Source organism: Microbacterium songi (genome assembly GCF_042747925.1).
Classification (GTDB): domain Bacteria; phylum Actinomycetota; class Actinomycetes; order Actinomycetales; family Microbacteriaceae; genus Microbacterium.
Genome location: NZ_JBHZIE010000001.1, coordinates 605687 through 629830, shown reverse-complemented (window position 1 = coordinate 629830; position 24144 = coordinate 605687). Strand labels below are relative to the sequence as shown.

The 24144-nt window shown below is 69.1% G+C and carries 23 protein-coding genes and 1 tRNA gene; 7 read left to right on the top strand and 17 right to left on the bottom strand.

Annotated elements, in window-relative coordinates; genetic code table 11:
* Positions 1–97 precede the first annotated feature (97 nt).
* The 3 genes from ACFM35_RS03240 (at position 98) to ACFM35_RS03230 (ending at position 3001) form a co-directional block, all read left to right on the top strand.
* Positions 98–256, top strand: a complete 159-nt coding sequence (locus ACFM35_RS03240; RefSeq protein WP_378838254.1) for a hypothetical protein — start codon at positions 98–100, stop codon at positions 254–256.
* 206 nt (positions 257–462) lie between these two features.
* Positions 463–1947: an NADP-dependent phosphogluconate dehydrogenase gene (gndA, locus tag ACFM35_RS03235; protein WP_378838643.1), complete on the top strand. Its 1485-nt coding sequence runs from the start codon at positions 463–465 to the stop codon at positions 1945–1947.
* 43 nt (positions 1948–1990) lie between these two features.
* The gene (locus ACFM35_RS03230) at positions 1991–3001 is read left to right on the top strand and encodes an SDR family oxidoreductase (RefSeq protein ID WP_378838252.1); all 1011 of its coding nucleotides are present in this window, start codon (positions 1991–1993) and stop codon (positions 2999–3001) included.
* 8 nt (positions 3002–3009) lie between these two features.
* On the opposite strand, the gene ACFM35_RS03225 is transcribed toward ACFM35_RS03230, so the two are convergent.
* The 3 genes from ACFM35_RS03225 to ACFM35_RS03215 all read right to left on the bottom strand — a co-directional run bounded on the left by ACFM35_RS03225 (position 3010) and on the right by ACFM35_RS03215 (position 6381).
* Positions 3010–4023 (bottom strand): magnesium and cobalt transport protein CorA, encoded by a 1014-nt coding sequence (locus ACFM35_RS03225; RefSeq protein ID WP_378838249.1) that lies wholly within the window; start codon positions 4021–4023, stop codon positions 3010–3012.
* Positions 4024–4135: 112 nt separating this feature from the next.
* Positions 4136–4867: an ABC transporter ATP-binding protein gene (locus ACFM35_RS03220; protein ID WP_378838246.1), complete on the bottom strand. Its 732-nt coding sequence runs from the start codon at positions 4865–4867 to the stop codon at positions 4136–4138.
* Between the two features lie 53 nt (positions 4868–4920).
* On the bottom strand, positions 4921–6381 hold the full coding sequence (locus tag ACFM35_RS03215; protein ID WP_378838243.1) for an ABC transporter permease: 1461 nt from the start codon (positions 6379–6381) through the stop codon (positions 4921–4923).
* A gap of 255 nt (positions 6382–6636) precedes the next feature.
* On the opposite strand from ACFM35_RS03215, the gene ACFM35_RS03210 reads away from it, so the two are divergent.
* Both ACFM35_RS03210 and ACFM35_RS03205 read left to right on the top strand, forming a co-directional pair.
* On the top strand, positions 6637–7371 hold the full coding sequence (locus ACFM35_RS03210) for a response regulator transcription factor (protein ID WP_378838241.1): 735 nt from the start codon (positions 6637–6639) through the stop codon (positions 7369–7371).
* Between the two features lie 80 nt (positions 7372–7451).
* Positions 7452–9008 carry a sensor histidine kinase gene (locus ACFM35_RS03205; RefSeq protein ID WP_489672260.1) on the top strand — a complete coding sequence of 519 codons (1557 nt, stop codon included), beginning with the start codon at positions 7452–7454 and terminating at the stop codon, positions 9006–9008.
* 254 nt (positions 9009–9262) lie between these two features.
* Here ACFM35_RS03205 and ACFM35_RS03200 read toward each other — a convergent pair whose 3' ends face one another.
* From ACFM35_RS03200 to ACFM35_RS03175, 6 genes are all read right to left on the bottom strand, one after another.
* Positions 9263–10840, bottom strand: coding sequence for an FAD-dependent oxidoreductase (locus ACFM35_RS03200; protein WP_378838641.1), 1578 nt, complete (start codon positions 10838–10840; stop codon positions 9263–9265).
* Between the two features lie 52 nt (positions 10841–10892).
* Positions 10893–11789, bottom strand: a complete 897-nt coding sequence (locus ACFM35_RS03195) for an FAD:protein FMN transferase (RefSeq protein WP_378838235.1) — start codon at positions 11787–11789, stop codon at positions 10893–10895.
* Positions 11789–12289, bottom strand: coding sequence for an FMN-binding protein (locus tag ACFM35_RS03190; RefSeq protein WP_378838232.1), 501 nt, complete (start codon positions 12287–12289; stop codon positions 11789–11791). Before ACFM35_RS03190 ends, ACFM35_RS03195 begins: the two co-directional genes overlap by 1 nt.
* A 132-nt stretch (positions 12290–12421) precedes the next feature.
* Positions 12422–13453 carry a ribose-phosphate diphosphokinase gene (locus ACFM35_RS03185; RefSeq protein ID WP_378838229.1) on the bottom strand — a complete coding sequence of 344 codons (1032 nt, stop codon included), beginning with the start codon at positions 13451–13453 and terminating at the stop codon, positions 12422–12424.
* Positions 13443–14909 (bottom strand): bifunctional UDP-N-acetylglucosamine diphosphorylase/glucosamine-1-phosphate N-acetyltransferase GlmU, encoded by a 1467-nt coding sequence (gene glmU / locus ACFM35_RS03180; RefSeq protein WP_378838227.1) that lies wholly within the window; start codon positions 14907–14909, stop codon positions 13443–13445. Before glmU ends, ACFM35_RS03185 begins: the two co-directional genes overlap by 11 nt.
* Before the next feature lies 1 nt (position 14910).
* A tRNA-Gln gene (locus ACFM35_RS03175) sits at positions 14911–14982 on the bottom strand.
* A gap of 57 nt (positions 14983–15039) precedes the next feature.
* On the opposite strand from ACFM35_RS03175, the gene ACFM35_RS03170 reads away from it, so the two are divergent.
* Positions 15040–15537 carry a MarR family winged helix-turn-helix transcriptional regulator gene (locus ACFM35_RS03170; protein ID WP_378838224.1) on the top strand — a complete coding sequence of 166 codons (498 nt, stop codon included), beginning with the start codon at positions 15040–15042 and terminating at the stop codon, positions 15535–15537.
* A gap of 176 nt (positions 15538–15713) precedes the next feature.
* On the opposite strand, the gene ACFM35_RS03165 is transcribed toward ACFM35_RS03170, so the two are convergent.
* The gene (locus ACFM35_RS03165) at positions 15714–17537 is read right to left on the bottom strand and encodes an ABC-F family ATP-binding cassette domain-containing protein (protein WP_378838222.1); all 1824 of its coding nucleotides are present in this window, start codon (positions 17535–17537) and stop codon (positions 15714–15716) included.
* A 76-nt stretch (positions 17538–17613) separates the two neighbouring features.
* Here ACFM35_RS03165 and ACFM35_RS03160 point away from each other — a divergent pair, with 76 nt between their 5' ends.
* Positions 17614–18135 carry a dihydrofolate reductase family protein gene (locus ACFM35_RS03160; protein ID WP_378838221.1) on the top strand — a complete coding sequence of 174 codons (522 nt, stop codon included), beginning with the start codon at positions 17614–17616 and terminating at the stop codon, positions 18133–18135.
* 90 nt (positions 18136–18225) lie between these two features.
* On the opposite strand, the gene ACFM35_RS03155 is transcribed toward ACFM35_RS03160, so the two are convergent.
* From ACFM35_RS03155 to mgrA, 7 genes are all read right to left on the bottom strand, one after another.
* Positions 18226–19164, bottom strand: coding sequence for an ABC transporter substrate-binding protein (locus ACFM35_RS03155; RefSeq protein ID WP_378838219.1), 939 nt, complete (start codon positions 19162–19164; stop codon positions 18226–18228).
* The gene (locus tag ACFM35_RS03150; RefSeq protein WP_378838216.1) at positions 19161–19946 is read right to left on the bottom strand and encodes an ABC transporter permease; all 786 of its coding nucleotides are present in this window, start codon (positions 19944–19946) and stop codon (positions 19161–19163) included. Before ACFM35_RS03150 ends, ACFM35_RS03155 begins: the two co-directional genes overlap by 4 nt.
* The gene (locus ACFM35_RS03145; RefSeq protein WP_378838214.1) at positions 19943–20644 is read right to left on the bottom strand and encodes an ABC transporter permease; all 702 of its coding nucleotides are present in this window, start codon (positions 20642–20644) and stop codon (positions 19943–19945) included. The genes ACFM35_RS03150 and ACFM35_RS03145 overlap by 4 nt, the downstream gene beginning before the upstream one ends.
* On the bottom strand, positions 20641–21468 hold the full coding sequence (locus ACFM35_RS03140) for an ABC transporter ATP-binding protein (protein WP_378838211.1): 828 nt from the start codon (positions 21466–21468) through the stop codon (positions 20641–20643). Before ACFM35_RS03140 ends, ACFM35_RS03145 begins: the two co-directional genes overlap by 4 nt.
* 49 nt (positions 21469–21517) lie before the next feature.
* The gene (locus ACFM35_RS03135; protein ID WP_378838210.1) at positions 21518–21823 is read right to left on the bottom strand and encodes a DUF427 domain-containing protein; all 306 of its coding nucleotides are present in this window, start codon (positions 21821–21823) and stop codon (positions 21518–21520) included.
* 124 nt (positions 21824–21947) lie between these two features.
* Positions 21948–22883: a 4-(cytidine 5'-diphospho)-2-C-methyl-D-erythritol kinase gene (locus ACFM35_RS03130; RefSeq protein WP_378838208.1), complete on the bottom strand. Its 936-nt coding sequence runs from the start codon at positions 22881–22883 to the stop codon at positions 21948–21950.
* A 25-nt stretch (positions 22884–22908) separates the two neighbouring features.
* Positions 22909–23976 (bottom strand): L-glyceraldehyde 3-phosphate reductase, encoded by a 1068-nt coding sequence (gene mgrA / locus ACFM35_RS03125; RefSeq protein ID WP_378838205.1) that lies wholly within the window; start codon positions 23974–23976, stop codon positions 22909–22911.
* Positions 23977–24144: the final 168 nt, after the last annotated feature.

Here is a 24144-nt window from a genome sequence, read left to right as displayed (position 1 = left end):
CCGCGTCGATCACGGATGCCTCATCCCACCGCTGCCGGTGGTGCGTGGCATCCCTCGCCGAAGTTCAGTCACTGAGTCTACCAGCGCCCCCGCTACGATGAAGACGCACCTCGATCACCCCACCGGAGGACTCATGGACGCCATTACTGGATCGCATCTCGTGCTCGCCGTGGTCGCGGCGATCACGGCCGTCGGCGGCGTCGGGCTCGTTCTCGCCTTCTGGTCGATGGGTCGTTCGGGGTATCGGGGCGACTGACTCCCCCGCGCACGCGTGACGCCCGGCGCCCGCTGCGGCGCTCCCCCGCACGCGCGCCGTTCCGCTTGCATCCTCACCTCAGATCATTAGGAGCCCGTGTGTCCACGAACGATTCCCCCGCCACGAACGTGTCGAACGACCGGACGGACCATCCCGCGTCGGCGGCGGCCCACGAGGGCGCTCCGGCCCCCGAGACCGTCGAGCGCGTGACTCCCGATCCGAGTGGGGGCACCGGCTCCGGCGCCGCCAACATCGGTGTGGTCGGCCTTGCCGTGATGGGGTCGAACCTCGCTCGCAACCTCGCCTCACGCGAGGGCAACACGGTCGCGATCTTCAACCGCAGCCATGACAAGACCGAGCACCTCGTCTCGCAGCACCCGGAGGCGGGATTCGTCGCGACCTCCACCTACGAGGAGTTCGCCGCCTCGCTTCAGAAGCCCCGCGCGGCGATCATCATGGTCAAAGCAGGCGCCGGCACGGACGCCGTGATCGACGCGCTCGTCGAGGTCTTCGAGCCCGGAGACATCATCGTCGACGGAGGCAACGCCCTCTTCACCGATACGATCCGTCGCGAGAAGGCCGTGCGCGAGACCGGCATCAACTTCGTCGGCGCGGGTATCTCGGGTGGCGAGGAGGGCGCGCTCCTCGGACCGTCGATCATGCCGGGTGGCTCGGACGAGTCGTGGGTCACGCTCGGCCCGATCCTCAAGTCCATCGCTGCCGTGGCCGAAGGAGAACCCTGCGTGACCCACATCGGCCACGACGGGGCCGGTCACTTCGTGAAGATGGTGCACAACGGCATCGAGTACGCCGACATGCAGCTCATCGCCGAGGCGTACGACCTGATCCGTCGCGGCACCGGCAAGAGCCCGGCGGAGATCGCCGACGTCTTCGCCGAATGGAACGGCGGCGAGCTGGAGTCGTACCTCATCGAGATCACCGCCGAAGTGCTGCGACAGGTCGACGCGGCGACCGGCGAACCGCTCGTGGACGTCATCCTCGACCAGGCCGGCGCCAAGGGCACGGGGGCGTGGACGGTGCAGACGGCCCTCAACCTGGGTGTTCCGGTGTCGGGCATCGCCGAAGCGGTCTTCGCCCGTTCCCTGTCCTCCCACCCGGAACAGCGCGGGGTCTCACGCGATCTCCCCGGTCCCGAGGCGGCCTTCGGCGAAGTGCTGCAGGGCGAAGACGCCGAGTCGTTCATCGAACAGGTGCGGCTCGCCCTGTACGCGTCCAAGATCGTGGCCTATTCGCAGGGGTTCGACGAGATCCGCGCCGGCGCCGCCGAGTACGACTGGTCGATCGACCTGGGTGCGGTTTCCAAGATCTGGCGGGGCGGATGCATCATCCGCGCCCAGTTCCTCAACCGCATCGCCGACGCCTACGGCGAGACGCCCGATCTGCCCGTGCTCCTCACGGCGCCGTATTTCGTCGAAGCGCTCGGCCGCGCCCAGGACGGGTGGCGCAGCATCGTCGCCCTGGCGGCGGCCGCCGGCATCCCCGCCCCCGCCTTCTCGTCGTCGCTGGCGTACTACGACGGACTGCGCGCCGAACGACTCCCCGCGGCCCTCATTCAGGGGCAGCGCGACTTCTTCGGAGCGCACACCTACAAGCGGATCGACAAGCCCGGCACCTTCCACACACTGTGGTCGGGCGACCGCACCGAGATCGAGGCCGAAGACACCCATTGAGCGCGTCGGCCTGACCGTCCGACCCCGAGGCTAGGGTCGGAGGATGACAGCTCGACGCATCCTGTACATCGGCGGCACCGGAGTGATCAGCACGGCGTGCGTGCGCAGATCGCTGGCGCGCGGCGACGAGGTGACCGTGCTCAACCGCGGCACGAGCGCGCGCCCGATCCCCGACGGAGCAGAGAGTGTCGTCGCCGACATCCGCGACGCCGCCTCGGTGCGCGACGCGCTCGGTGACCGCGCGTTCGACGCCGTCGCCGAATTCACCGCGTTCACCCCCGCACACGTGCAGAGCGATCTCGATCTGTTCGAGGGACGCGTGGGCCAGTACGTCTTCATCAGCTCGGCGTCGGCCTACCAGAAACCGGCGCTGCGGCTCCCGATCACCGAGTCGACCCCGCTGCGAAACCCGTTCTGGCAGTACTCCCGCGACAAGATCGCCTGCGAAGACCTGCTCATGGCGGCCTATCGGGAACGGGGCGTCCCCATCACGATCGTGCGCCCGTCCCACACGTACGACCACACGCTGTTCCCGAACCGCGGAGGCTGGACGGATGTCGTGCGCCTGCGTGCCGGCCGACCCGTCGTCGTGCACGGCGACGGGACCACTCCCTGGACCCTCACCCACAGCGACGACTTCGCCGTCGGGTTCACAGGCCTGCTCGCTCACCCGCTCGCCATCGGCGATGCCTTCACCCTCACCGGCGACCACGCCCCCACCTGGAATCAGATCTACGCCTGGCTGGCGGACGCGGCCGGTGTGCAGCATCCGGAGTTCGTCCACATCGCGTCCGAGACCATCGCCCGCCTCGTCCCCGAGGAAGGACCCAGCCTGGTCGGCGACAAGGCCTACGCCGCGGTGTACGACAACACTAAGGTCAAGAGCCTCGTCCCCGAGTTCGGCACGACGATCCTCTTCGACGAGGGTGCACGACGGCTCGTCGCGCACTCCGACGCCCACCCCGACCAGCAGCGCTACGACGCAGAGGACGACGCGCTCAGCGACCGGCTCATCGCCGCTGCCGGGCCCGATGCGGCGGCTGCACGCTTCTGACGTCCGCGCTACAGCCAGCCGCGCTTCTTGAACACCGCGTACAGCGTGACGCTCGAAACGAGCATGAGCGCCAGGGCGAACGGGTAGCCGAACGTCCAGTGCAGCTCGGGCATGATGTCGAAGTTCATGCCGTAGATCGCTCCGACCAGGGTCGGGGCGAAGAGGATGGCCGCCCATCCGGAGACCTTCTTCACCTGATCGCCCTGGTCGAGACCGAACTCGGTCATACGACGCATCTCTTCGTTCTGGATCTGCGCGACCAGGGTGGAGTGCACGATCAGCGCGCTCTCGAGGATCGCCCGGAACGCGTCGGCGCGCTCGACGGCGCGCTCCGCGTGGTCGAGCACATCGCGCAGGCCTCGACGCAATTCGAGGTCGACAGGATGATCGTCGTCGTCGCGGAGGATCTCCAGCATGGGCACGAGCGGCTGCACGGCTCGCTGGAACTCGATGACCTCGCGCGACAGGCCGAAGATGCGTTTGGAGACGTCCGGGTCGCCGTCGAACAGCTGATCCTCGATCTCGTCGATGTCGTTCTCGAGCCCCGCGATGACGGGCGCGTACTCGTCGACGACCTCGTCCAGGATCGCGTAGAGCACCGCCTGCGGTCCGAGAGTGAGCAATTCGGGGTGCGCCTCCATGCGTCGGCGCACCTTCCCGAGATCCGGCGATTCCGCATGGCGAACCGTCACCACGAAGTCGGGTCCGACGAACACGTGCACCTCGCCGAACTCGACCGTCTCGGTCTTGTCGATGTAGCGCGCCGGTCGCAGCACGATGAACTGCGTGTCACCGTAGCGCTCGAGTTTGGCCCGCTGGTGACCGAGCAGGGTGTCCTCGACCGCCAGTGGATGCAGCCCGTACTCCCCGGCGATGTCGCGGATCTCACTCTCGGACGGCCGGTACAGTCCGATCCACGCCATGCCGTGCAGAGCACGCATGACCGAGAACGTCTCGGTCAGCGAGCCGAGTTCGGGGGCGCGCACGCCGTCCACGTACACCGCGAGATCGACGAGGGGCATGCTGTACCGCCTTCCGCCGCACCCCCGAGGTCGCGGCATCCGCGCTCACTATAGGTGACGCGGATGCCGCGACCGCGAACGCCTGCGGAGCGCCGAGCACGCCGCGCGGACGTCAGGTCGCCAGCTCGGTCACCGCGCCCTGCTTGAGCCGCAGACGCCGCTGCGCCATGCGTGCGACATGGCTGTCGTGGGTCACGACGACGAGCGTGAGGCCGGTCGCGTTGAGGGCGGTGAGCACCGCCATGATCTCGTCTCGGGTCTGCTCGTCGAGGTTGCCGGTCGGCTCGTCCGCCAGCAGGACGCGCGGATCCTTCACGATCGCCCGGGCGATCGCGACGCGCTGCTGCTGGCCACCCGACAGCTCACCGGGCAGGTGGTCCTGCCGGTCGGCGAGCTGCACCTGCGCGAGGGCTTCGGCGGCACGACGACGCCGATCCGCCGCCGGAACGTGGAGCGGCTCGAGGGCCATCTCGACGTTCTCGATCGCCGTCAGCGTCGGGATCAGGTTGAAGCCCTGGAACACGAATCCGATCTCGGTCGCACGGAGCCTCCCGAGCGCGGCGTCGGACGCGTTCGAGAGCTCCGTGCCGCCGAGGGCGATCGACCCCGACGTCGGCCGATCGAGCGCTCCGAGCAGCTGCAGGAACGTCGATTTGCCACCGCCCGTCGGCCCCTGGACGGCGACGAAGTCGCCCGCTTGCAAGTCCAGGTCGACACCCTTCAAGGCGACGATGCTGCGGCCCTTCTGGCTGTAGGTCTTCGTGATCGCCCTGAGGCGATAGATCGGTCCGGTCGGCGGGGTCGTCCGTGCCGGGTCGGTCGAGGCATCCGTCGTCATGGTCATTTCCTGTCCTCCTGTGTGGTCTCGTCTGTCGACACGTGTGGTCGCCGTGGTCCTCATGCCACCGAACGCAGCGCTTCTGCGGGGCTCAGTCGCGCGGCCCGCCAGCCGCCGAACACGCCCGCGACGAGTCCTCCCCCCACCGCGAGTCCGATCGCGGCGACGATCACCCAGAGGGTGAGCGGGGCATGCAGGACGACGTCGGTCGCGGTCTGGGCCGCCGCGGGGCCGAAGGCGCCCGGACCGCCGCCCCCGGGGCCACCGGTCGTGGCCGTCGTGCTCGAGGTTGAGATCGTCGGGGCGATGAGATTGATCACGGCGATCCCCGCGAGTCCCAGCGCCAGGCCGACGACACCGCCGATCACTCCCTGCACCATCGACTCGCCGGCGACCTGGCCGACGACCCTGCGGTCCGACCAGCCGATCGCCTTCAACGTCCCGAATTCCCGAGTGCGCCGCGAGACGCCCGAGATCGTGAAGAGCACGGCCAGCAGCAGCGCCACCGCCAGGACCAGGATCGACAGCCACGTGCCGAGGTTCGAGATGAGCGACGATGCGCTCGACAGGGAGCCCGACACGGTCGACGCGAGGTCGGACTGCGAACTGACCGTCGTCTCCGGCAACGCCGACTCGATCGTCGTCTGCACCGCCGAGATCGCGTCGGACGACGAGGCCTGCACATAGACCGTCGAGACCACGTCGCCGGCGCCCGCGATGCTCTGTGCGACGTCGAGAGGAATGTAGACGTTCGCGGCGGTGTCCGCCGTGTCCGAGCCCGATGCGATGATGCCGACGATCTGCATGGCCGTGCCACCGACGTCGATCGTGCCTCCCACGGCCAGGCTGTTGGTGGAGGCATAGGTCGCGTCGATCACCGCGACGTCGGTACCCTCGTCGTCGCCCGTCAGTGCGCGCCCCTCGGTCACGGTCACATCCGACAGCGGGCCGACGGCGGTGTTGCCGGCGTCGATGCCCAGCACGGTGAAGGAGTTCAGATCGAACGAGCTTCCGCCCGCGCCGTCGGGGCCGCCCTGCGGGGGCGCCCCGTCCTGCGGGGCCTGTCCGTCCGGCGCCGTGCCCTCCTGGGTCTGCGAGAAGTCGGGCATCTGACCCGAGAAGGTCGTGTTGGTCAGACTCAGAGCGCCGGATGCTGCCGCGACGCCGTCGACGGCGGCGACGGTGTCGACCGTCGATGCCTCGAGGGTCCCCCGCATCCGGTCCGTCATCAGGCGCGACTGACTCACGCTCGTGGTGCCGTCCGCGGTCTCGCCCTCCCCGTCGCCGAACTGGAAGCGTTCGCCGCCGGCCTGACCCGGCTCCGCCGCCGCGCCGGTGACCGTGAGATCCGTGCCGACGCCGTACACCGACGCCAGCGCTTGGGTCTGCGCGTCGCGCACGCCGGTGGCCAGCGAGTTGACGATGATCACCAGCGCGATCGCGACCGCGAGACCGGCCGCGACGATCGCGGTCTGCTTCTTCCGTCCGGCGAGCTCTCGCCGGAGGTACGTCCAGTACATGTCTCTCCTCCCGCCGCGACGCTGCTCGCCGGGCACGGTCCGAACGTAGGGAGCCCCCTGATGCGGCCTCTAGGTCGTGCGTATGGACGGCCTATGCGATCGGCGGCACTCCCGTTCCATCCCCTGCCGGAGCCTGCGCAGGGACGAGCTCGGCTCGGAGCGCGGACCGGGCTCGCAGCATCCGGCGATGATGTTCACAGGAAGCACATAGCGCGCTCCATAGGAACCGCATAGGAGCAGGTGGACAATGAGGGCATGACCGCGATCGCCCCCTCTCCCGCCCTGCACCGCCCTGACGGCTCCGCCCTCCGGGTCCTGGTCGTCGACGACGAGCAGATGCTCACCGACCTCCTGTCGATGGCACTGCGTATGGAGGGGTGGGACGTGCGCAGCGCGGCATCCGGATTCCAGGCCTTGCAGGCGGCGCGGGACTTCGCGCCCGACGCCATGGTGCTCGACGTCATGATGCCCGACCTCGATGGCATGGGCGTGCTTCAGCGTCTGCGTCAGTCGGGAAACGACGTCCCCGTGCTCTTCCTCACGGCGAAGGACTCGGTCAGCGACCGTGTCGCGGGACTGACGGCCGGAGGCGATGACTACGTCACGAAGCCGTTCAGCCTCGAGGAGGTCGTGGCGCGGCTGCGCGGACTCATGCGCCGGGCGGGTACGGCTCTCGCCGACGACGGCGAGCCGATCCTGCACGTGGGCGATCTGTCGCTTAACGAGGACAGTCATGAGGTGATCCGCTCGGGTGACGAGATCGAGCTGACCGCGACGGAGTTCGAGCTGCTGCGCTACCTCATGCGCAATCAGCGCCGCGTGGTGTCGAAGGCGCAGATCCTGGACCGGGTGTGGAACTACGACTTCGGCGGGCGCTCCAGTGTCGTCGAGCTGTACATCTCCTACCTGCGCAAGAAGATCGACCACGGTCGGGAGCCCCTCATCCACACCGTCCGCGGCGTGGGGTACATGATCAAAGCCCCGCAGTGAGTGCCCCTGAGATCACTTTCGACACGCCTGATCCCGCGCCGACGCGCAGCCGGAAGCCGATCAGCCTGCAGGCGCGGTTGATGATCGCGATCATCGGCTTCGTGGCGCTGATCCTCACGATCATCGCCATCGCGACGGCGACCCTGCTCGGCGGAGTGCTGCAGGACAACCTCAGTGCGCGGGTCGTGACGTCCGCCCAGCAGCTCGGCGGGGCTCTGCTCAACGCGCAGTACCCCGGCAATGCGGCCGACGTGACCGCCTATGACATCCTGCAGCAGCGACCGACGAGCGCCGGGATCCTGCTCGTCACGCAGACGAATTCGCTGACGGCTTCCAACACGACGGGTGCGTACATCGACGCCGACGGCGAGGTGCAGCGTCTGACGAACGAACAGGTGGCGCAGGTCATCGCCGCCACCACGGGGCCCGCGACGGGAACGGTCGCGATCGAAGGGCTCGGCGAATACCGCATCACCACGTTCCGCGCCGGCGGCGACGCCGGGATCGCCGGCCTTCCGCTGAGCGATGTGAACTCCACGATCGAGCAGATGCTGATCACCGTCGCCCTCGTGACCGCCGGCGGCCTGCTCGTGCTCGCCGCGGTGATCGCCCTCGTGATCCGCGCCGGCCTCCGCCCCCTCCGCGCCGTCGCCGACACCGCGACCCGGGTGGCAGCCCTCCCCCTGGACCAGGGACGGGTGTCGATCGCGGAGCGGGTGCCGGCCGCGGAGGCCGACGACCGCACCGAGATCGGTCGGGTGGGCGCCGCGCTGAACACCCTGCTCGACCACGTCGACACGTCGCTGGATGCGCGCCAGGCGAACGAGGAGCGGATGCGCACGTTCGTCGCCGACGCCAGTCACGAGCTGCGGACGCCGCTGGCCTCCATCCGGGGGTACTCGGAGCTCTCGCTGCGGGACACGACGCTCAGCGAGACATCCGAGTCGGCCCTGCAGCGCATCCAGGCGCAATCCCTGCGCATGACGACGCTGGTCGAAGACCTCCTGCTCCTCGCGCGCCTGGACGAGGGCCAGGAGCTCGTCTACGGATCCGTCGATCTCACCCGGCTCGCCCTCGAGGCCGTCGGCGATGCGCGTCCCGCCGGACCCGACCACCGCTGGATCCTCGACCTCGCCGAGACGCCGGTCGTGATCGCGGGTGACACCGCTCGCCTGCACCAGGTGATGGCGAACCTGCTCGCGAATGCCCGGACGCACACGCCGGCCGGTACCGAGGTGACCGTCGGCGTCGCGCTCGATGCCGACCGCGCGGTCCTCCGCGTGCACGACGACGGACCGGGCATCGACCCGTCGATCGCCGAGGATCTCTTCGAGCGCTTCGCGCGCGCCGACCGCTCCCGCGCACGCAAGACCGGCGGGACGGGCCTGGGTCTGTCCATCGCCCGGGCGATCGTCGAAGCCCACCACGGCACGATCTCGGTGCGGAGCGTTCCCGGCGACACGACCTTCGAGGTGCGTCTTCCCGCTGCGCCGGCGGCACCCTCCGCCGATGCTGGGGCTGCTGCGGTAGCGGGGGCGTCGGCCTCGTCAGGCTCGGCGGAGACCTCGCAGGTGGCTTCCGCGGGGACCGCGCGGGGAGCTTCGGCGGAAGGCCCGCCGCCGGTACCTCCTCTCTAGCACCGGAACCGGCCCGCTCGAGGTTCGGTGGCCGAAGCCGGCCGCTCAGGCGCTGGCCCAGCGGCAGACTCTGGCCATCCGGCACCCGACCGCAGCCCGACTCCGACAACCGGCATCCCGCAGCCCTTCAGCGGCCGGAGTCTGTCGACTCCGCGGAGTCCCCGCGGCACACTTCGGCCATCCGGCGACGACGCGAAAGTCGCACCGCGGCCGCGGCATCCGGCACGTGAGTCGCCGACGAACGGCGACCCCGCTCAGTACCCGCTGAACGCGTCCGTCGTGATCGACCGGGCCTTCTCCAGCGCCGGCGCGAGGTCGGCGATCAATCCAGGAGGCCCCGACACGTAGGCATGCCGCGCGGGCAGGTCGGGTACGACCCGCTGCAGCACATCGGCATCGAGCCGAGCTCCCCCCGACCACTCCCAGTGCGCGGGCAGGTCGCGCGGCTCATCGCGCGTGAACACGCGCACCGGGATGCCCGTCTCCTCGAGCTCGTCGCGGAACGACAGCTCGGAGGAATCGGATGCCACGTAGACGAGCACCACGTCGCGCGACGCCTCCGACAGGTGGAGGTGACGCAGCTGCGACACGAAGGGCGTTACGCCGATGCCGGCCGCGACCATCAGCACGGGGCTGTCGGGCTTCTTGGGCAGGAGGAAATCGCCCCAGACGCCCGTCACCGCGAGCGCGCCGCCATCGGGAACCTCGGCCAGCGCCTTCTTGTAGGTGCTCTGCTGCTTCGCCGGCGCACCCGGACTCGCGGGCGCCTCACGGAACGCGATGCGCAAGGTCGGCAATTCCTCCGGGGCGGAGACGATGCTGAACTCCCGGCGCGTCCCGCGGGCGTCCGGCCGGTGATGCGGCACCTCGAGCTCGACGTACTGCCCTGGGAGGAACAACAGGCGATCCTGCACGCGGAAGGTGAGCTCCTGCACCGTCCGGGTGAGCGCTGTGCGCCGCTCGAGGCTCAAGCGCACCGCCGTGCGCAGCGCGAAGGCGAAGGCGACCAGATTGCCGATCAGGAGGGCCCGGTCGAAGCCGAGGCTGATGGCGCCGAGATCGATGGGCCAGCCCGCCAGCACGCCGACGACGGCGGCGACCGTCAGCTGCTGCCAGCGGCGTGGTGGCATCGTCAGCGGCTCCGACAGCATGAAGGCGCCGAGGAAGAGGAACGGGGACGACCACAGGATCTGCCAGAAGATCGTGCCGGCGTCGAGGGAGAGCCCGGCCTGCGCGTACTGAACGATGTTCCGTGCGAACGCGAAGACGATCGCGACGACGAGGAACAGGCCGATCATGCGCACCTTCTCGGTGCGCCACAGGACCGCCAGTCCCGCGATGATCACGGGCGCGGCCATCGCGGGCGTGCCCACCCACCACGCAGGGCTGCCGAGCTCGGGAAGCCAGATCGACAAGATCGCGAGCGTCGCCGCGCCCGTGGCCGCCGGGTTGAAGATGTGGCGGCCACGCCAGGCGAGGACGTACTTCGAGAGGGATGCCACTGCCCCGGCGATGGCGATACCCAGGAGCGGGAGCGGCTCGAGTGTGGGGCGCAGCACGAACAGCAGAATGAGGGCGGTGATGAGGGAGGACTCGATGCGCCAGGGCAGGTGAATGGTGCGCTGGGCGGCGGCATCCACCACCGCGCAGACGACCGCGAGCAGCAGCAGGGTGACCACGAGCTCGAGCGGAGTCGGGGACACCACCCCGAGCAGGGAGAAGAACAGGGCGATGACGGCGAGGGCGGCGAGCGCCATCGACACCAACCGGTACATCGACACCCGCCCGAGCACCGCGAAGACGCGGCTCCAGGCGGCGGTCAGCGTCGCCATCACGATCGGACCGTCCGATCACGCTCGAGGGAAGATGCGGGGGTCATGACGGTCATCCCTCCACGTTAGCCGTCCGGCTGAACAGCTCGGCCCGGCAGCCGGGCGACCATTCGACCCGGCCGTCCGTGTACATCCGCACCCACGACACGTTCCAGCGAGCGGCCACCTCGGCACCCCCATCGAAGAAGAGTGCCGTCGCGATCGCATCGGCGCGCATCGCATCGGACGATGTCCCGGATGCCACGGCCCAGGTTGCGGCGATGGTCCGGACGGGCGCGCCGGTCCGCGCATCGAGCACATGGTGGAGGCCGTCTCCCCACGCCCGACGATTGACGGCGGAGGCGCACAGCGCGGCATCCGTGACGTCCCAGACCCCGATCGCGCGACCGGGGTCGTAGGGATGCTCCAGCCCGACGCGCACCGGGGCGCCCCGGGTCGCCAGGTCGCCGCCGGCGTCCACGACGATGTCGCCGCTGACGTGCGCGGCCACCACGCCCAGAACGAGATCGACCAACCGCCCCTTGCCGAGCGCGCCCACGTCGATCGTCGCGGGGCCCCGAAGAACCATCCGCTCATCGTCCCACTGCAACAGCTCCTGCCAGTGCGCGGGCGCGGCGACCGGCCCGCGGTCCACGAAGGAATAGCCGGCGTCGTACCCGCGGTGGGCGAGCGTGGCCCCGACCAGGGGGTTCACCGCGCCCGCCGTCGCTTCCGAAAGCTCTGCGAACGCCCCGAGCATCAGCGCGGCATCCACGGGAACCGAAGCGTCGCCCCCGTCCGGCGCGAGCGCGGTCACGACCGAGTCGGTGCGGAACCGAGACCACACGGCATCGAACGTCGCGATGCACCGCTCGACCTCACCGCGTGCCGACGGCTCGAGAGGAGTTGAGGTCGCGATCTCCCACACGGTGCCGATGGCTTCGAAGCGCCAGAGCGCTCCGGCTGCCATCACGCGGCCGCTTCAGACTTGATCTCTTCGATGGCCTGGTTGAATCCGCTGCTCGTCAGCGATGAGCCCGCGACGCGGTCGACCGAGATCTCGTCGATCGACTTGCCGACGACGACATCGGAGATGCCGCCGATGAACTTCGACTGGTATTCCTTGGACTCCGACTTCTGAGGATCCCCGGTCACCTCGACGGCCGTGATGACGTCATCGGCCAGCGTGACCGTCACGCTGATCTGCTCGACCGACTCGGGAGTCGAATACGACCCCTCGGCGGTGTAGGAACCGTCGACGTACGCCGAACCGGATGCCGCGGCATCCGTCGTCGCCGAACCGGTCGAGGATGCGGACGCCGACGGGGCTGCGCTCGCGGACGTGTCGGTGGTGGACTCGGCCTCGGCGGCCGGGGTCGTGCTGCAGCCGGCAAGGGCGAGCATTCCCGCCACTCCGACGAGGGCGGCGCCGACACGGGCCGGGCGGGGTACTTCCTGGAATCGGATCATGAGGTCCTCTTTCTGGGTTGCCACCGTCGATTCGGGTGACCGACGTTTCATTCGAGCGTATGGAATGCTCGTCCCAAAAGTCGGTGCCCTGGCTGTGAGCACCCTATGAGGTGCCGGACGCGCGGCGCCGTTTTACGCGGCGCCGTCGAACATGCTCGTGACGGATCCGTCCTCGAACACCTCGTGGATCGCCCGAGCCAGCAGCGGCGCGATCGGGAGGACGGTGAGCCCCGGGAACCGGCGGTCCGCGGGCAGCGGCACCGTGTCGGTCACGACGACCTCATCGATCGCGGCATCCTGCAGCACCGTCGGCGCAGGATCGCTGAAGATCGCGTGCGTGGCTGCGACGATGACGCGTTCGGCGCCGCTCGCCTTCAGTGCCTGAGCGGCCTTGACGATGGTGCCGCCGGTGTCGATCATGTCGTCGACGAGGAGGCAGACACGACCGTTCACCTCGCCGACGATCTCGTGCACGGTGACCTTGTTCGCCACCTTCGGGTCGCGGCGCTTGTGGATGATGGCCAGCGGAGCGCCGAGCTTGTCCGACCAGTTGTCGGCGACGCGCACGCGTCCCATGTCGGGTGAGACGACGGTGAGCTTCTCGCGGTCATCGACGCTGAGGGAGTCGCGGAAGTATTCCAGCAGCACCGGCTGCGCGAAGAGGTGATCGACGGGACCGTCGAAGAATCCCTGGATCTGCGCGGCGTGCAGGTCGACGCTCATGATGCGGTCGGCCCCGGCCGTCATCATCAGGTCGCTGACGAGACGGGCGCTGATGGGCTCGCGGCCACGGCCCTTCTTGTCCTGGCGTGAATACGGGTAGTACGGCGCGACGACCGTCACCCGCTTGGCGGAGGCGCGCTTGAGCGCGTCCAGCATGATCAGCAGCTCCATGAGCGATTCATTCAGCGCGCGTCCGAAGGACTGCACGACGAAGACGTCGCACCCGCGGACGCTCACTTCGAAGCGCGTGTACAGCTCGCCGGACGCGAACGTCCGGTGCTCGGTGGGTGCCAATTCGCTGCCGAGGTTGCGTGCGACCTCCATGGCGAGTTCCGGGTGCGAGCTGCCGGCCACCACGACGAGACGCTTCTTCGTCTTCGCGACGAGCCCGGGGGCGATGTCACGATCGAGATCGGCCTCGATCTTCTTCTTACGCGCCATGGGCTGCCTCTTCGTCTGTCTCAGCCCGGGCCGCTTCCGCGGCCGAGGTGCCTTCTCGGTTCTTCTGCACCCAGCCCTCGATGTTGCGCTGCGGCGCCACCGAAAGGGCCAGCGCTCCCGGCGGGACGTCTTTTCGGATCACAGCCCCGGCACCGGTCTTCGCGCCTGCTCCGATCCTAACGGGAGCGACGAAGACGTTATGCGAGCCCGAATGCACGTGGTCGCCGATCTCGGTGCGGTGCTTGGCGATGTCGTCGTAATTCGCCGTGATGGCACCCGCCCCGAGGTTGACGCCCACGCCGATCGTCGTGTCGCCGACGTAGGACAGGTGGGGGACCTTGCTGCCCTCGCCGATCGTGGAGTTCTTCGTCTCGACGAACGTGCCGATCTTGCCGTCCCGGCCGAGGTACGTGCCCGGGCGCAGGTACGCGAACGGTCCGACCGTCGCGCCCTCGCCGATCACGGCCAGCGTGGCGTCCGCACGGGTGATGACGGCATCCTCGGCGACCTCGCAGTCCATCAGTGATGTGTCGGGACCGATCGTGGCGCCCGCCGCGATCGTCGTCGCCCCCAGGATGCGACTGCCGGGCAGCACGGTCACGTCCGGTGCGAGCGTCGCCCGCACGTCGATCCACGTCGTGGCGGGGTCGACCACGGTCACGCCGTCGAGCTGCCACCGGCGCACGGTGCGCGCGTTTAAGAGGCGGCCCGCTTCGGCCAGCTGCACACGGTCGTTCACACCCAGCGCCGCCGTGGCATCCGGGGCGGTCGCCGCGGCCACGCCCAGACGCGAATCGCGCAGCAGCGCGATCACGTCGGTGAGGTACTTTTCCCCCTGCGCGTTGCCGGTGCCGACGAGCGCCAGATGCGACCTCAGCGGTTCCGCCTGGAAGACGTAGACGCCCGCGTTGATCTCCTGGACGGATGCCTCGTCCTCCGTGGCGTCCTTCTGTTCGACGATGCGTCGGACCGCCCCGCTGCCGTCGCGGATGATGCGGCCGTAGCCCGTCGCGTCGGGCAGTCGAGCGCTGAGGAGGGTCACGGCGGCGTTGCTCTCCCGATGGGATCGCACGAGCGCTGCCAGGGTCTCGGCATCGAGAAGCGGCACGTCGCCGCTGAGCACGAGCACGTCTCCCTGGAACGCCGTCAGGCGCTCGAGGGCGACCTCGACGGCGCGGCCCGTGCCCGGGATCTCGTCCTGGTCGACGACCTCGACCTCGGCGGAGGAGTCGGTGACGGCGTCGGCGACGAGGTCGCGCTCGTGCCGCACGACGACGATCACGCGCTCCGGGGCGAGAGCATGCGCCGAATCGAGCACGTGCCCGACGAGAGTCCGCCCGCCGATGCGGTGCAGCACTTTCGGCGTCTTGGATTTCATCCGCGTCCCCTGCCCTGCGGCGAGGATGATGACCGCGAGACCGGTGTCGACCAGGGGACCTTCGTTGTGCTCCGTCATGCTCCGCCGCCAGGATTCGAACCTGGACTTAACAGCTCCAAAGGCTGTCGTGCTGCCGTTACACCACGGCGGACCGCGAGACCGCCGTGGGCAGGATCGCTCGACAAGTCTGCCAGTCGATAATGGATGGATGGGACACGAGAGCGACGAAGTCGACCGCATCGTCGAGGCGTGGGGCGCCCAGCGTCCCGATCTGGACTTCTCCCCCCTCGAAGTGCTCTCGCGCGTCGACCGCCTGTCACGGCACCTCGATCGCGCCCGCAAGGACGCCTTCCGCCGCAGCGAGCTCGAGCCGTGGGAATGGGACGTGCTCTCTGCGCTCCGCCGGGCCGGCGACCCGTTCCAGCTCAGCCCCAAGCAGCTCCTGCTTCAGACGCTGGTCTCCAGCGGCACCATGACCAACCGCATCGACCGGCTCGTCGGACGCCGGCTCGTACGGCGCGAAGCGGACCCTGACGACGGGCGCAGCATCCTGGTCACTCTGACGATCGACGGGCGCACCCGTGTTGATGCCGCGATCACGAGGCTTGTCGACGCCGAGGCTGTCCTGCTGAGCGAGCTCTCCAAAGGCGACCGCGACCGGCTGGCCGCCCTGCTGCGCAAGCTCAGCATCGCCTTCGACGCGTAGCTCGACCGCGCCGGCGCAGGGGCCGGCGCAGGGGCAGTCGCAGGGGCCGGCGGAGGGGCAGAGCGAGCACTCGAGCGTCCCGCCCGACTGCACGGTGGTGCGACACGCCGCCATCCGGCCGCCGAGCGCGGCGCGTCCCGCGCTCGTGCAGAAGGAGGGGACGGTGCGGCCGCGACCTACTCCGGGGTGACGGCTTCCGTGAGTTCGAACCAGCGGTTCTCGAGCTCCTCCGTCTCGGCCTGAAGCGCGCCGACCCGCGCCATCTCGGCGGCGAGGCCCTGGAAGTCGGACTGGTCGTGCTCGGCGAGCGCCGTCCGGGCGGCATCGACCTGGGCGGTGAGCTTGCGGATGCGGCGCTCGATCGCCGCGATCTCCTTCTCGGCAACGCGCAGCTCCGCGCCCGCGAGTCCGGCCTGCAGGGTACCCCGAGCGGGTGTCCCGGACGCCACGGAGGCGGAGGACGCGGCGTCCGTCTGGTCGCGCTGCTGACGCTGTCGCAGTCGCAGGTACTCCTCCACGCCGCCGGGGAGGTGACGCAGGCGCCCGCCGAGGATCGCGAACTGCTGGTCGGTCACCCGCTCGATGAAGTAGCGATCGTGGGAGACGACCAGGAGCGTGCCCGGCCAGGAATCCAGAAGGTCCTCGATCGCGGCGAGCATGTCGGTGTCGAGGTCGTTCGTGGGCTCGTCGAGGATGAGCACATTCGGCTGGTCCAGCAGCACGAGCAGCAGCTGCAGTCGTCTCTTCTGCCCGCCGGAGAGGTCTTTGACCGGCGTGGAGAGCTGCGCGCTCGTGAAGCCCATCCGCTCCAGCAGCTGGCCGGGTGTCAGTTCCTGGGTCTTCGATCCGCTGCCGAAGGAGTAGGTGGTGCGCAGACGCTCGAGGACGACGCGGACCGGATCCTGCAGATGGGCCTCGAGTTCGTCCAGGCGCTGGGTCAAGGTCGCGACCTTCACCGTCTTGCCGCGCTTGACGCGTCCCCCGGTCGGCTCGACGGCACCCGAGACCAGCCCGAGCAGTGTCGACTTGCCCGCGCCGTTCACCCCGAGGATGCCGGTGCGCTCGCCGGGGGCGATGCGCCACTCGACGTCGGTCAGCACCGGACGGTCGCCGTACGCGACCGAGGCGTCCAGCAGATCCACCACGTCCTTGCCGAGGCGCGAGACGGCGAGCGAGCGCAGCGCGACGGGGTCGCGGATCTCGGGGACGTCGGCGATCAGCTCGTTGGCGGCATCGATGCGGAACTGCGGCTTCGACGTGCGTGCCGGTGCTCCACGGCGCAGCCACGCGAGCTCCTTGCGCGCCAGGTTCTGGCGGCGGGCCTCCGAGGAAGCCGCCTGACGGTCGCGCTCGACGCGCTGCAGGATGTAGGCCGCGTACCCGCCGTCGAACGGGTCGACCACCTGGTCGTGCACCTCCCACGTGCGCGTCGAGACCTCATCGAGGAACCAGCGATCGTGGGTCACGACCAGCAGCGCCCCGGATCCCGGCGCCCACCGGCGCTTGAGATGCTCGGCCAGCCAGGCGATCGCCTCGACGTCGAGGTGGTTGGTGGGCTCGTCCAGCATCAGCACGTCGTGATCTCCCACCAGCAGCCGCGCCAGCGACACGCGCCGTCGCTGGCCGCCCGAGAGGTCGGCGATCGGGGTGTCGCGGTCGATTTCGGCGAGGAGACCCGCCATCACGTCGCGTATCCGCGGGTCGCCCGCCCACACGTGCTCGGGGATGTCGCCGATGACGGCCGTGGCGACGGTGGCGCTCTCGTCGAGCGTGTCGCCCTGATCGAGCACGCCGATGTCCACGCCACGGCGCACCGTCACGCGGCCGGAGTCCGGCTCGAGCCGTCCGGCGAGCATTGCGAGCAGGCTGGACTTGCCGTCACCGTTGCGGCCGACGACTCCGATGCGGTCGCCCTCGTCGACGCCGAGCGAGATCGAGTCGAAGATGATGCGGGTGGGGAATTCGAGGTGCAGGGTTTCGGCCCCGAGAAGATGTGCCATGTCCCTTCCAGGCTAGGCGACGACGGGTGGGGCGCTGCACCGGTCGGATGTCGGCGGGGGGCGCGACACTGGCGGCATGCCGAAGACGATCTACTACACCGCCTCCTCGCTCGACGGGTTCATCGCCGATCCCGACGACTCACTGGCATGGCTGCTGAGCCGCGATATCGACGAGGACGGGCTGATGAACTTCGCCGGATTCCGCGCGACGATCGGCGCGGCGGCGATGGGCGCGACGACGTACCTGTGGGTGCAGTCGAACGACCCCGACGGGTGGGACGCGACGCTCCCGTCCTGGGTGTTCACGCACCGCGCGCTGATCCCCGCGCTGGGCGTCACCCTCACGTCGGACGCCGTCCGCGCCGTCCACGCCGAGATGACGGATGCCGCGGCCGGCCGCGACGTGTGGGTCATCGGTGGCGGCGACCTGGCCGGGCAGTTCCTCGACGAGGGACTGCTCGACGAGATCTGGGTGCAGTACGCCCCGGTGATGCTCGGCGCGGGGGCACCACTGCTTCCCCGCCGCACCGATCTGCGCCTCGAGGAGGCGGGGCGGAACCGGGACTTCCTCGTCGCCCGCTACGCGGTCGTGCGGTGACGCCCGCGCCGAGCACTCGCCCGTGCACGCGACGAAGGCCGCCCCACCGAGGGGTGGGACGGCCTTCGTCGGTCGTGGTCGCCGGTCGGACTACAGGAGCCCGGCTTCGGTCAGCCAGTCTTTCGCGGCGGTGGCCGCCGACGCCTGCTCGTCACCCTCGACTCGATCGCGGAGAGCGATCAGGTCGTCCGTGGTGAGCTTGGCAGACACCGCGTTGAGCGCTTCTTCCAGCTCGTCCGACGCGACGGTGGAACTGACGAGCGGGATGACGTTCTGCGCCGCGATGAGGTTCTCGGGGTCCTCGAGCACCACCAGGTTCTCGGCGACGAGCGCGGGCGAGGTGGTGTAGATGTCCGCGACCTGCACGGTGTCATCCACGAGCGCCTTGACCGTGTCGGGTCCTCCGAAGTCCTCGTAGGGCTGGAACGTGACGTCGCTCACGCCGTAGACCGACGCGAGACCCGGGATGCCGTATCCCAGTTCGGCGAACTGCGGGTTGGCGCCGAGGGCGAACGGCTGGACGTTCTTCAGGTCGCCGATCGAGGTGAGGTTGTTCGCGGTCGCGAACTCGCTCGTGACGACGTAGGCGTCCTTGTCCTCCGCCTCGGCGGAGTCGTAGACCACGAGATCGTCGGCCGCGACCGCGTCGACGAGCGCCGCGTCCACGTCCTCGGTCGTGCGCTGCGTGAACTCCGTGTCGTAGAAGGCCAGCAGGTTGCCGTTGTACTCGGGGATCAGGTTGATCGAGCCGTCCTGGAGGGCGGGGATCGTCTGCTGACGGGGCCCGATGTTGAACTTCGTCTGGACGTCGAAACCGTTCGCCTCGAGTGCCTGCGCGTAGATCTCACCAAGGATCTCGCTCTCGGGGAACGCGAATGAGCCGACGATGATCGTGTCGGAGCCTGCGGCGGCGCCCGCATCGTTGGTCTCCGGTGCGGTGGGATCTCCTTGTGCGCACCCTGCCAGAGCCAGAACGGCTCCGACCGCGATGACGCCTGCGGCGACCCGGCCTTTCTGTGAAATGGTCATGCTGTGACATTCCTCTCTTGGTTTGGTGTTTCCACCACCGCCGCCGGGCGGGACGCCCGTCGGCGGAGCTGTGGGTTCCCGGCCCGTCCGGCGTCGTCGCCGGGGACGCGGGTGAGCCGCTGAACGAGTGCGAAGATCCCGTCGACGACCAGAGCGAGTACGGTCACGAGGATGGCGCCGCCGAGGATGCGGTCGTAGTCGTTCAGGCCGATGCCGCTCGAGATCACCCGGCCCAGACCGCCGAGGCCGGCGTACGAGGCGATCACGGCGGTGGCGATGACCTGCAGCACCCCCGCGCGGATGCCGCCGATGATGAGCGGGAGCGCGAGCGGGATCTCGACCCGCAGCAGGATCTGCATCTCGGTCATCCCGTTGGCACGCGCGGCGTCGATGGTCTGGCGCGACACGGACTCGAGACCGGCGTACGCTCCGGCGAGGATGGACGGGATCGCAAGGATCGTCAGAGCGATCATCGCCCCCCAGAAGACCCCGCTGTTGCCGCGCACGGCCGAGCCGATCAGCATCGTGAGGAAGAAGAGCACGCCGAGCGTGGGCAGCGCCCGCATGGCACCGGTGAAGCCGATCACGAACTGGCGGCCGCGACCCGTGTGTCCGATGTAGAAGCCGGCGGGCAGAGCGATGGCGGCGGCGATGAGCACCGCGATGACCGTGAAGAAGAGGTGCTCGGTGATCCGGTCCTGAAGAGGCAGAGGCGACTGTGCGCCCGGCTGCCAGTTGGCCGGGCTGAAGATCCACAGGATGGCATCGACGAAGAGGTTCACGTCGGGCTCCCCGGCGTGATCGGAGCGCTCATCGTCGTGATCTGGCGACGCCGACGGGATGCGCGGTCCGTCCTGCTCCACGGCAGCAGCGCCCGACCGATGAGAACGAGGATGACGTCGAACACGAGTGCGATCAGCAGGCTCGCGATGATGCCGATCGCCACCTCCTCGAGGTTGTTGCGCGCTTTTCCGTTGGTGAACAGATAGCCCAGGTTCTCGGAGCCGATCAGCACGCCGACCGACACGAGCGCGATCGTCGACACCGAGACGACGCGCAGCCCTGCGAGCAGCACGGGCCCGGCGAGCGGGAATTCGATGCGGCAGAACCGACTCCAGCGGGAGAAGCCCATCGCGGTGGCGGCCTGCTTCGTGTCGGCCGACACCGAGCCGAAGGCGTCGCTCGACGCCCGCACCATGATCGCGACCGCGTAGATGGTCAGCGCGACGATGAGGTTGACGTCGCTCAGCACCTTCGTGCCGAGGATCGCCGGCAGGATCACGAACAGGGGCAGCGAGGGGATCGTGTACAGGAGGCTCGTCACCGTGATGATGGTGCCCCGCGTCACGCGGCCCGCGAGGGTCAGCTGACCCAGCGGAATCGCGATGATGAATCCGAGCACGATCGGGATGATGCTCAGCCGGATGTGGTTGATGCTGAGCGACACCACGAGATCGAAGTTCGCGATCAGCCAGTTCACGCGGGAGTGTCCTCGTCGAGGAGCTCGCCCTGGGTGCGACCGGAGGCATCCACCACGACCGTGCCGCGGTCCGTCTTCTTCAGGCGCAGTGCGCGACGGCCCCGATCGGACCCGATGAAACTGGCCACGAACTCCGACGCGGGGTTCTCGATGATCTCGTTCGGCGTGCCCTGCTGCGCGATCTGCGCGCCCTTCTCCAGGATCACGACCTGGTCCCCCAGGAGGAATGCCTCGTCGATGTCGTGGGTGACGAACACGACGGTCTTGTCGAGCTCGCGCTGCAGCCGGATGAGCTCCTGCTGGAGGTCGGCGCGCACGATGGGGTCCACGGCCCCGAACGGCTCGTCCATGAGGAGGATGTTGGGGTCGGCCGCGAGGCCGCGAGCCACGCCGACGCGCTGCTGCTGACCGCCCGACAGCTGGCTCGGGTAGCGTTTCGCGAGCGATCGGTCCAAGCCCACGGTGTCGAGCAGCTCGAGGGCGTCCTCGCGCGCCTTCTTCTTCGGCACGCCGCGCAGGACCGGCACCGTGGCGACGTTGTCGATCACGGTGAAGTGAGGCATCAGACCAGAGTTCTGCATGACGTAGCCGATGCTCCGACGCAGCTGCACCGGCTCACGCCCCGCGATGTCCTCGCCGTCGATGGCGATCACGCCGCCGCTCGGCTCGACCATCCTGTTGATCATCCGCAGCAGCGTCGTCTTGCCGCAGCCGGACGATCCCACGAACACGGTGGTCTTGCGCGACGGCAGCACGAGGCTGAAATCGTCGACCGCCCGCGTACCGTCAGCGAATTCTTTGGTCACACGAGTGAACTCGATCACACCGGCATCCTGTTCATCTCGGGATATTCATCTCGGGACGGTCCAGTCGTCAATCGACGACCTGGACCTCTTTCCAGAACGCGACGTAGCCCGAGAAATCCGTGCCGACACGCTCGATGGCGGTGGGGTAGGGGGTCGGGTACGACCAGGCCCGATCGGTCAGCACCGTGCCGTCGGCCGCGGTCAGCGAGTAGTACTGGCACTCGCCCTTCCACGGGCAGGTGTACGGCGTGGGGCTGTCTGTGAGCACGCCCGGCGTGACGCTCGCCGGCGGGAAGTACCAGTTGCCCTCGATCTTCACGAGATCTGCGGCGTCAGCCTCGGCTACGACTTTGCCTTCGAGTAGTGCCTGCATCGGGTCCTCCCCAAGGGGTCGTGATCAGCCGGAAAGAGCTGATTCTCTACGAACCGTTCCCACGCTACCGTCGCCCACCGACAGCGTGGGGATGATTGCCTTGGATGTCGCCCTGGTGTAGGAGTCAGCGCACGCGGGCGCCGGGTACCGGCCCGTGCACGTGGATCGCGACCCGCCCGGCCGCGGTCAGGGTCACTTGCAGGTCGAGCGCGGCCTCGGGTCCCGCAGTGAGGAAGGCCAGGGTCGGACCTGACCCCGAGACCATTCCGGCCAGCGCGCCCGCGCTCTCACCGAGTTCGAGGACGTCGCGCAGATCGGGACGCAACGACAGGGCGGCGATCTGCAGATCGTTGCGCACTTCTTCGGCCAACGCCGTGGCGTCGCCGGCCCGCAGCGCCTGGAGCACGATCGGCGACACCCGCGGAGCCCGCGGCGCCGGGGCGATGTCGAGTCCGCGATCGCGCCGCAGGTCGTCCAGCCGCCCGTACACCTCGGGTGTCGACAGGCCGCCGTCGGCCGTCAAGACGACCCAGTCGATGCGGCCCTTCGCGAGGGCAGGACTCAGCTGATCGCCGCGCCCCGTCCCGATGGCCGTGCCGCCCATCAGCGCGAAGGGCACGTCCGCGCCCAGGCGCGAGGCCAGTCGGTGCAGCTGCGCGGTCCCGAGGTCGGCCCCCCACAGCGCATCGCACGCGATCAGCGCCGCCGCAGCATCCGCCGATCCTCCGCCCATGCCGCCCGCCACCGGCACGTGCTTCGCGATCTCGAGATGCACGCCGCCGACGTGTCCGATCTCTTTCGCGATCAGCCGCGCGGCGCGAAGCGCCAGGTTGCGGTCGTCCTGCGGCACGCCGGACACGTCGACGGTGCCGGTCACCGCGATCGTGAAGTCGTCGGAGTCCTCGGCCCAGAGGTCCTCGTACAGCGAGACCGCCTGGTAGGCGGACGCGACATCGTGATAGCCGTCGGGCTGCACCTCCCCCACCTCGAAGAAGACGTTGAGCTTTCCCGGCGCGCGGACGTGCACCCGACCGGGTTCGATCGACGCCGGTCCGCTCATCGTGCGCCGTTCACGGGACGGTGTCTCACCGTCCGGCCGACTCGGCCCACAGGTCGACGTCGATCGTGCCGGCGAGCGCGTCGATCTCCTCGAGCTCTTCGGTGTCGAAGGCGGGACCGTTCAGCGCGGCGATGTTCTCGTCGAGCTGCGAGGTGCGCGAAGCGCCGATCAGGGCCGACGTGACCACCGGGTCGCGGAGGATCCACTGGATCGCCATCTGGGCCAGGGACTGGCCGCGTTCCTTCGCGATGTCGTTCAGACCGCGGATCGTCGCCAGCCCCTTCTCCGAGAGCGTCGACGACGGCAGTGACGCGCGCTGCTGCGAGCGGTCTCCGCGTCCTCCGTCCAGGTACTTGTCCGTGAGCAGGCCCTGCGCGAGCGGCGTGAAGGCGATGGCGCCCATCCCCTCCTGCGCGAGCACGCCGGTCAGGCCGTCCTCGACCCAGCGGTTGAGGATGGAGTACGCCGGCTGGTGGATGACGAGCGGGGTGCCGAGTGAGCGGGCGACGGCGGATGCCTCGGCCGTGCGCTCCGCACTGTAGGACGAGATGCCGACGTAGAGCGCCTTCCCCTGGCGGACGAGCGTGTCGAGGGCGCCGATGGTCTCCTCGATCGGTGTCACGGGGTCGACGCGGTGGGAGTAGAAGATGTCGACGTAGTCCAGGCTCATGCGCTTCAGCGACGACTCTGCGCTGGCGATGAGGTACTTGCGCGAGCCCCAGTTGCCGTAGGGACCGGGCCAGAAGTCGTAACCGGCCTTGGACGAGATCAGGAGCTCGTCGCGGTACGGCGCGAAGTCCTCCCGCATCATGCGGCCGAAGTTGGTCTCGGCAGAGCCGTACGGCGGCCCGTAGTTGTTCGCCAGGTCGAAGTGGCTGATGCCCGAGTCGAACGCGTGACGCAGCACGCTGCGCTGCTGGTCGAAAGCGACGTTGTCGCCGAAGTTCCACCACAGACCGAGGGAGATCGGGGGCAGGTACAGACCGGACGTGCCGACCTGCCGATACTGCGTGAGGTCGTACCGATCGTCGGCGGCGACATAGGGACGGTGGATCTCGGGGATACCGGTGCGGAAGCGGGGCTCGTCAGTCACCCTTCGAACCTAGCGCGCCCCACGTGGCGGCGCGTTTCCGGCCCCCGCGCACGTCCGGCACGGGTGATCCTGCCGCGTCGCCGCGCGGGCGGCACGATTGCGCCTCCAGCGCAATCCCCCACCCGCGCAACGTGCCGGAAACGAACGCCATCTACGCTTACGCCTTAC

Excerpts from the sequence above, each read along its gene's own strand:
- ACFM35_RS03240 (WP_378838254.1), top strand. The coding sequence starts at position 98 with ATGAAGACGCACCTCGATCACCCCACCGGAGGACTCATGGACGCCATT.
- ACFM35_RS03230 (WP_378838252.1), top strand. The coding sequence starts at position 1,991 with ATGACAGCTCGACGCATCCTGTACATCGGCGGCACCGGAGTGATCAGC.
- ACFM35_RS03225 (WP_378838249.1), bottom strand. The coding sequence starts at position 4,023 with ATGCCCCTCGTCGATCTCGCGGTGTACGTGGACGGCGTGCGCGCCCCC.
- ACFM35_RS03220 (WP_378838246.1), bottom strand. The coding sequence starts at position 4,867 with ATGACCATGACGACGGATGCCTCGACCGACCCGGCACGGACGACCCCG.
- ACFM35_RS03215 (WP_378838243.1), bottom strand. The coding sequence starts at position 6,381 with ATGTACTGGACGTACCTCCGGCGAGAGCTCGCCGGACGGAAGAAGCAG.
- ACFM35_RS03210 (WP_378838241.1), top strand. The coding sequence starts at position 6,637 with ATGACCGCGATCGCCCCCTCTCCCGCCCTGCACCGCCCTGACGGCTCC.
- ACFM35_RS03205 (WP_489672260.1), top strand. The coding sequence starts at position 7,452 with ATGATCGCGATCATCGGCTTCGTGGCGCTGATCCTCACGATCATCGCC.
- ACFM35_RS03200 (WP_378838641.1), bottom strand. The coding sequence starts at position 10,840 with ATGGCGACGCTGACCGCCGCCTGGAGCCGCGTCTTCGCGGTGCTCGGG.
- ACFM35_RS03195 (WP_378838235.1), bottom strand. The coding sequence starts at position 11,789 with ATGGCAGCCGGAGCGCTCTGGCGCTTCGAAGCCATCGGCACCGTGTGG.
- ACFM35_RS03190 (WP_378838232.1), bottom strand. The coding sequence starts at position 12,289 with ATGATCCGATTCCAGGAAGTACCCCGCCCGGCCCGTGTCGGCGCCGCC.
- ACFM35_RS03185 (WP_378838229.1), bottom strand. The coding sequence starts at position 13,453 with ATGGCGCGTAAGAAGAAGATCGAGGCCGATCTCGATCGTGACATCGCC.
- glmU (WP_378838227.1), bottom strand. The coding sequence starts at position 14,909 with ATGACGGAGCACAACGAAGGTCCCCTGGTCGACACCGGTCTCGCGGTC.
- ACFM35_RS03170 (WP_378838224.1), top strand. The coding sequence starts at position 15,040 with ATGGGACACGAGAGCGACGAAGTCGACCGCATCGTCGAGGCGTGGGGC.
- ACFM35_RS03165 (WP_378838222.1), bottom strand. The coding sequence starts at position 17,537 with ATGGCACATCTTCTCGGGGCCGAAACCCTGCACCTCGAATTCCCCACC.
- ACFM35_RS03160 (WP_378838221.1), top strand. The coding sequence starts at position 17,614 with ATGCCGAAGACGATCTACTACACCGCCTCCTCGCTCGACGGGTTCATC.
- ACFM35_RS03155 (WP_378838219.1), bottom strand. The coding sequence starts at position 19,164 with ATGACCATTTCACAGAAAGGCCGGGTCGCCGCAGGCGTCATCGCGGTC.
- ACFM35_RS03135 (WP_378838210.1), bottom strand. The coding sequence starts at position 21,823 with ATGCAGGCACTACTCGAAGGCAAAGTCGTAGCCGAGGCTGACGCCGCA.
- ACFM35_RS03130 (WP_378838208.1), bottom strand. The coding sequence starts at position 22,883 with ATGAGCGGACCGGCGTCGATCGAACCCGGTCGGGTGCACGTCCGCGCG.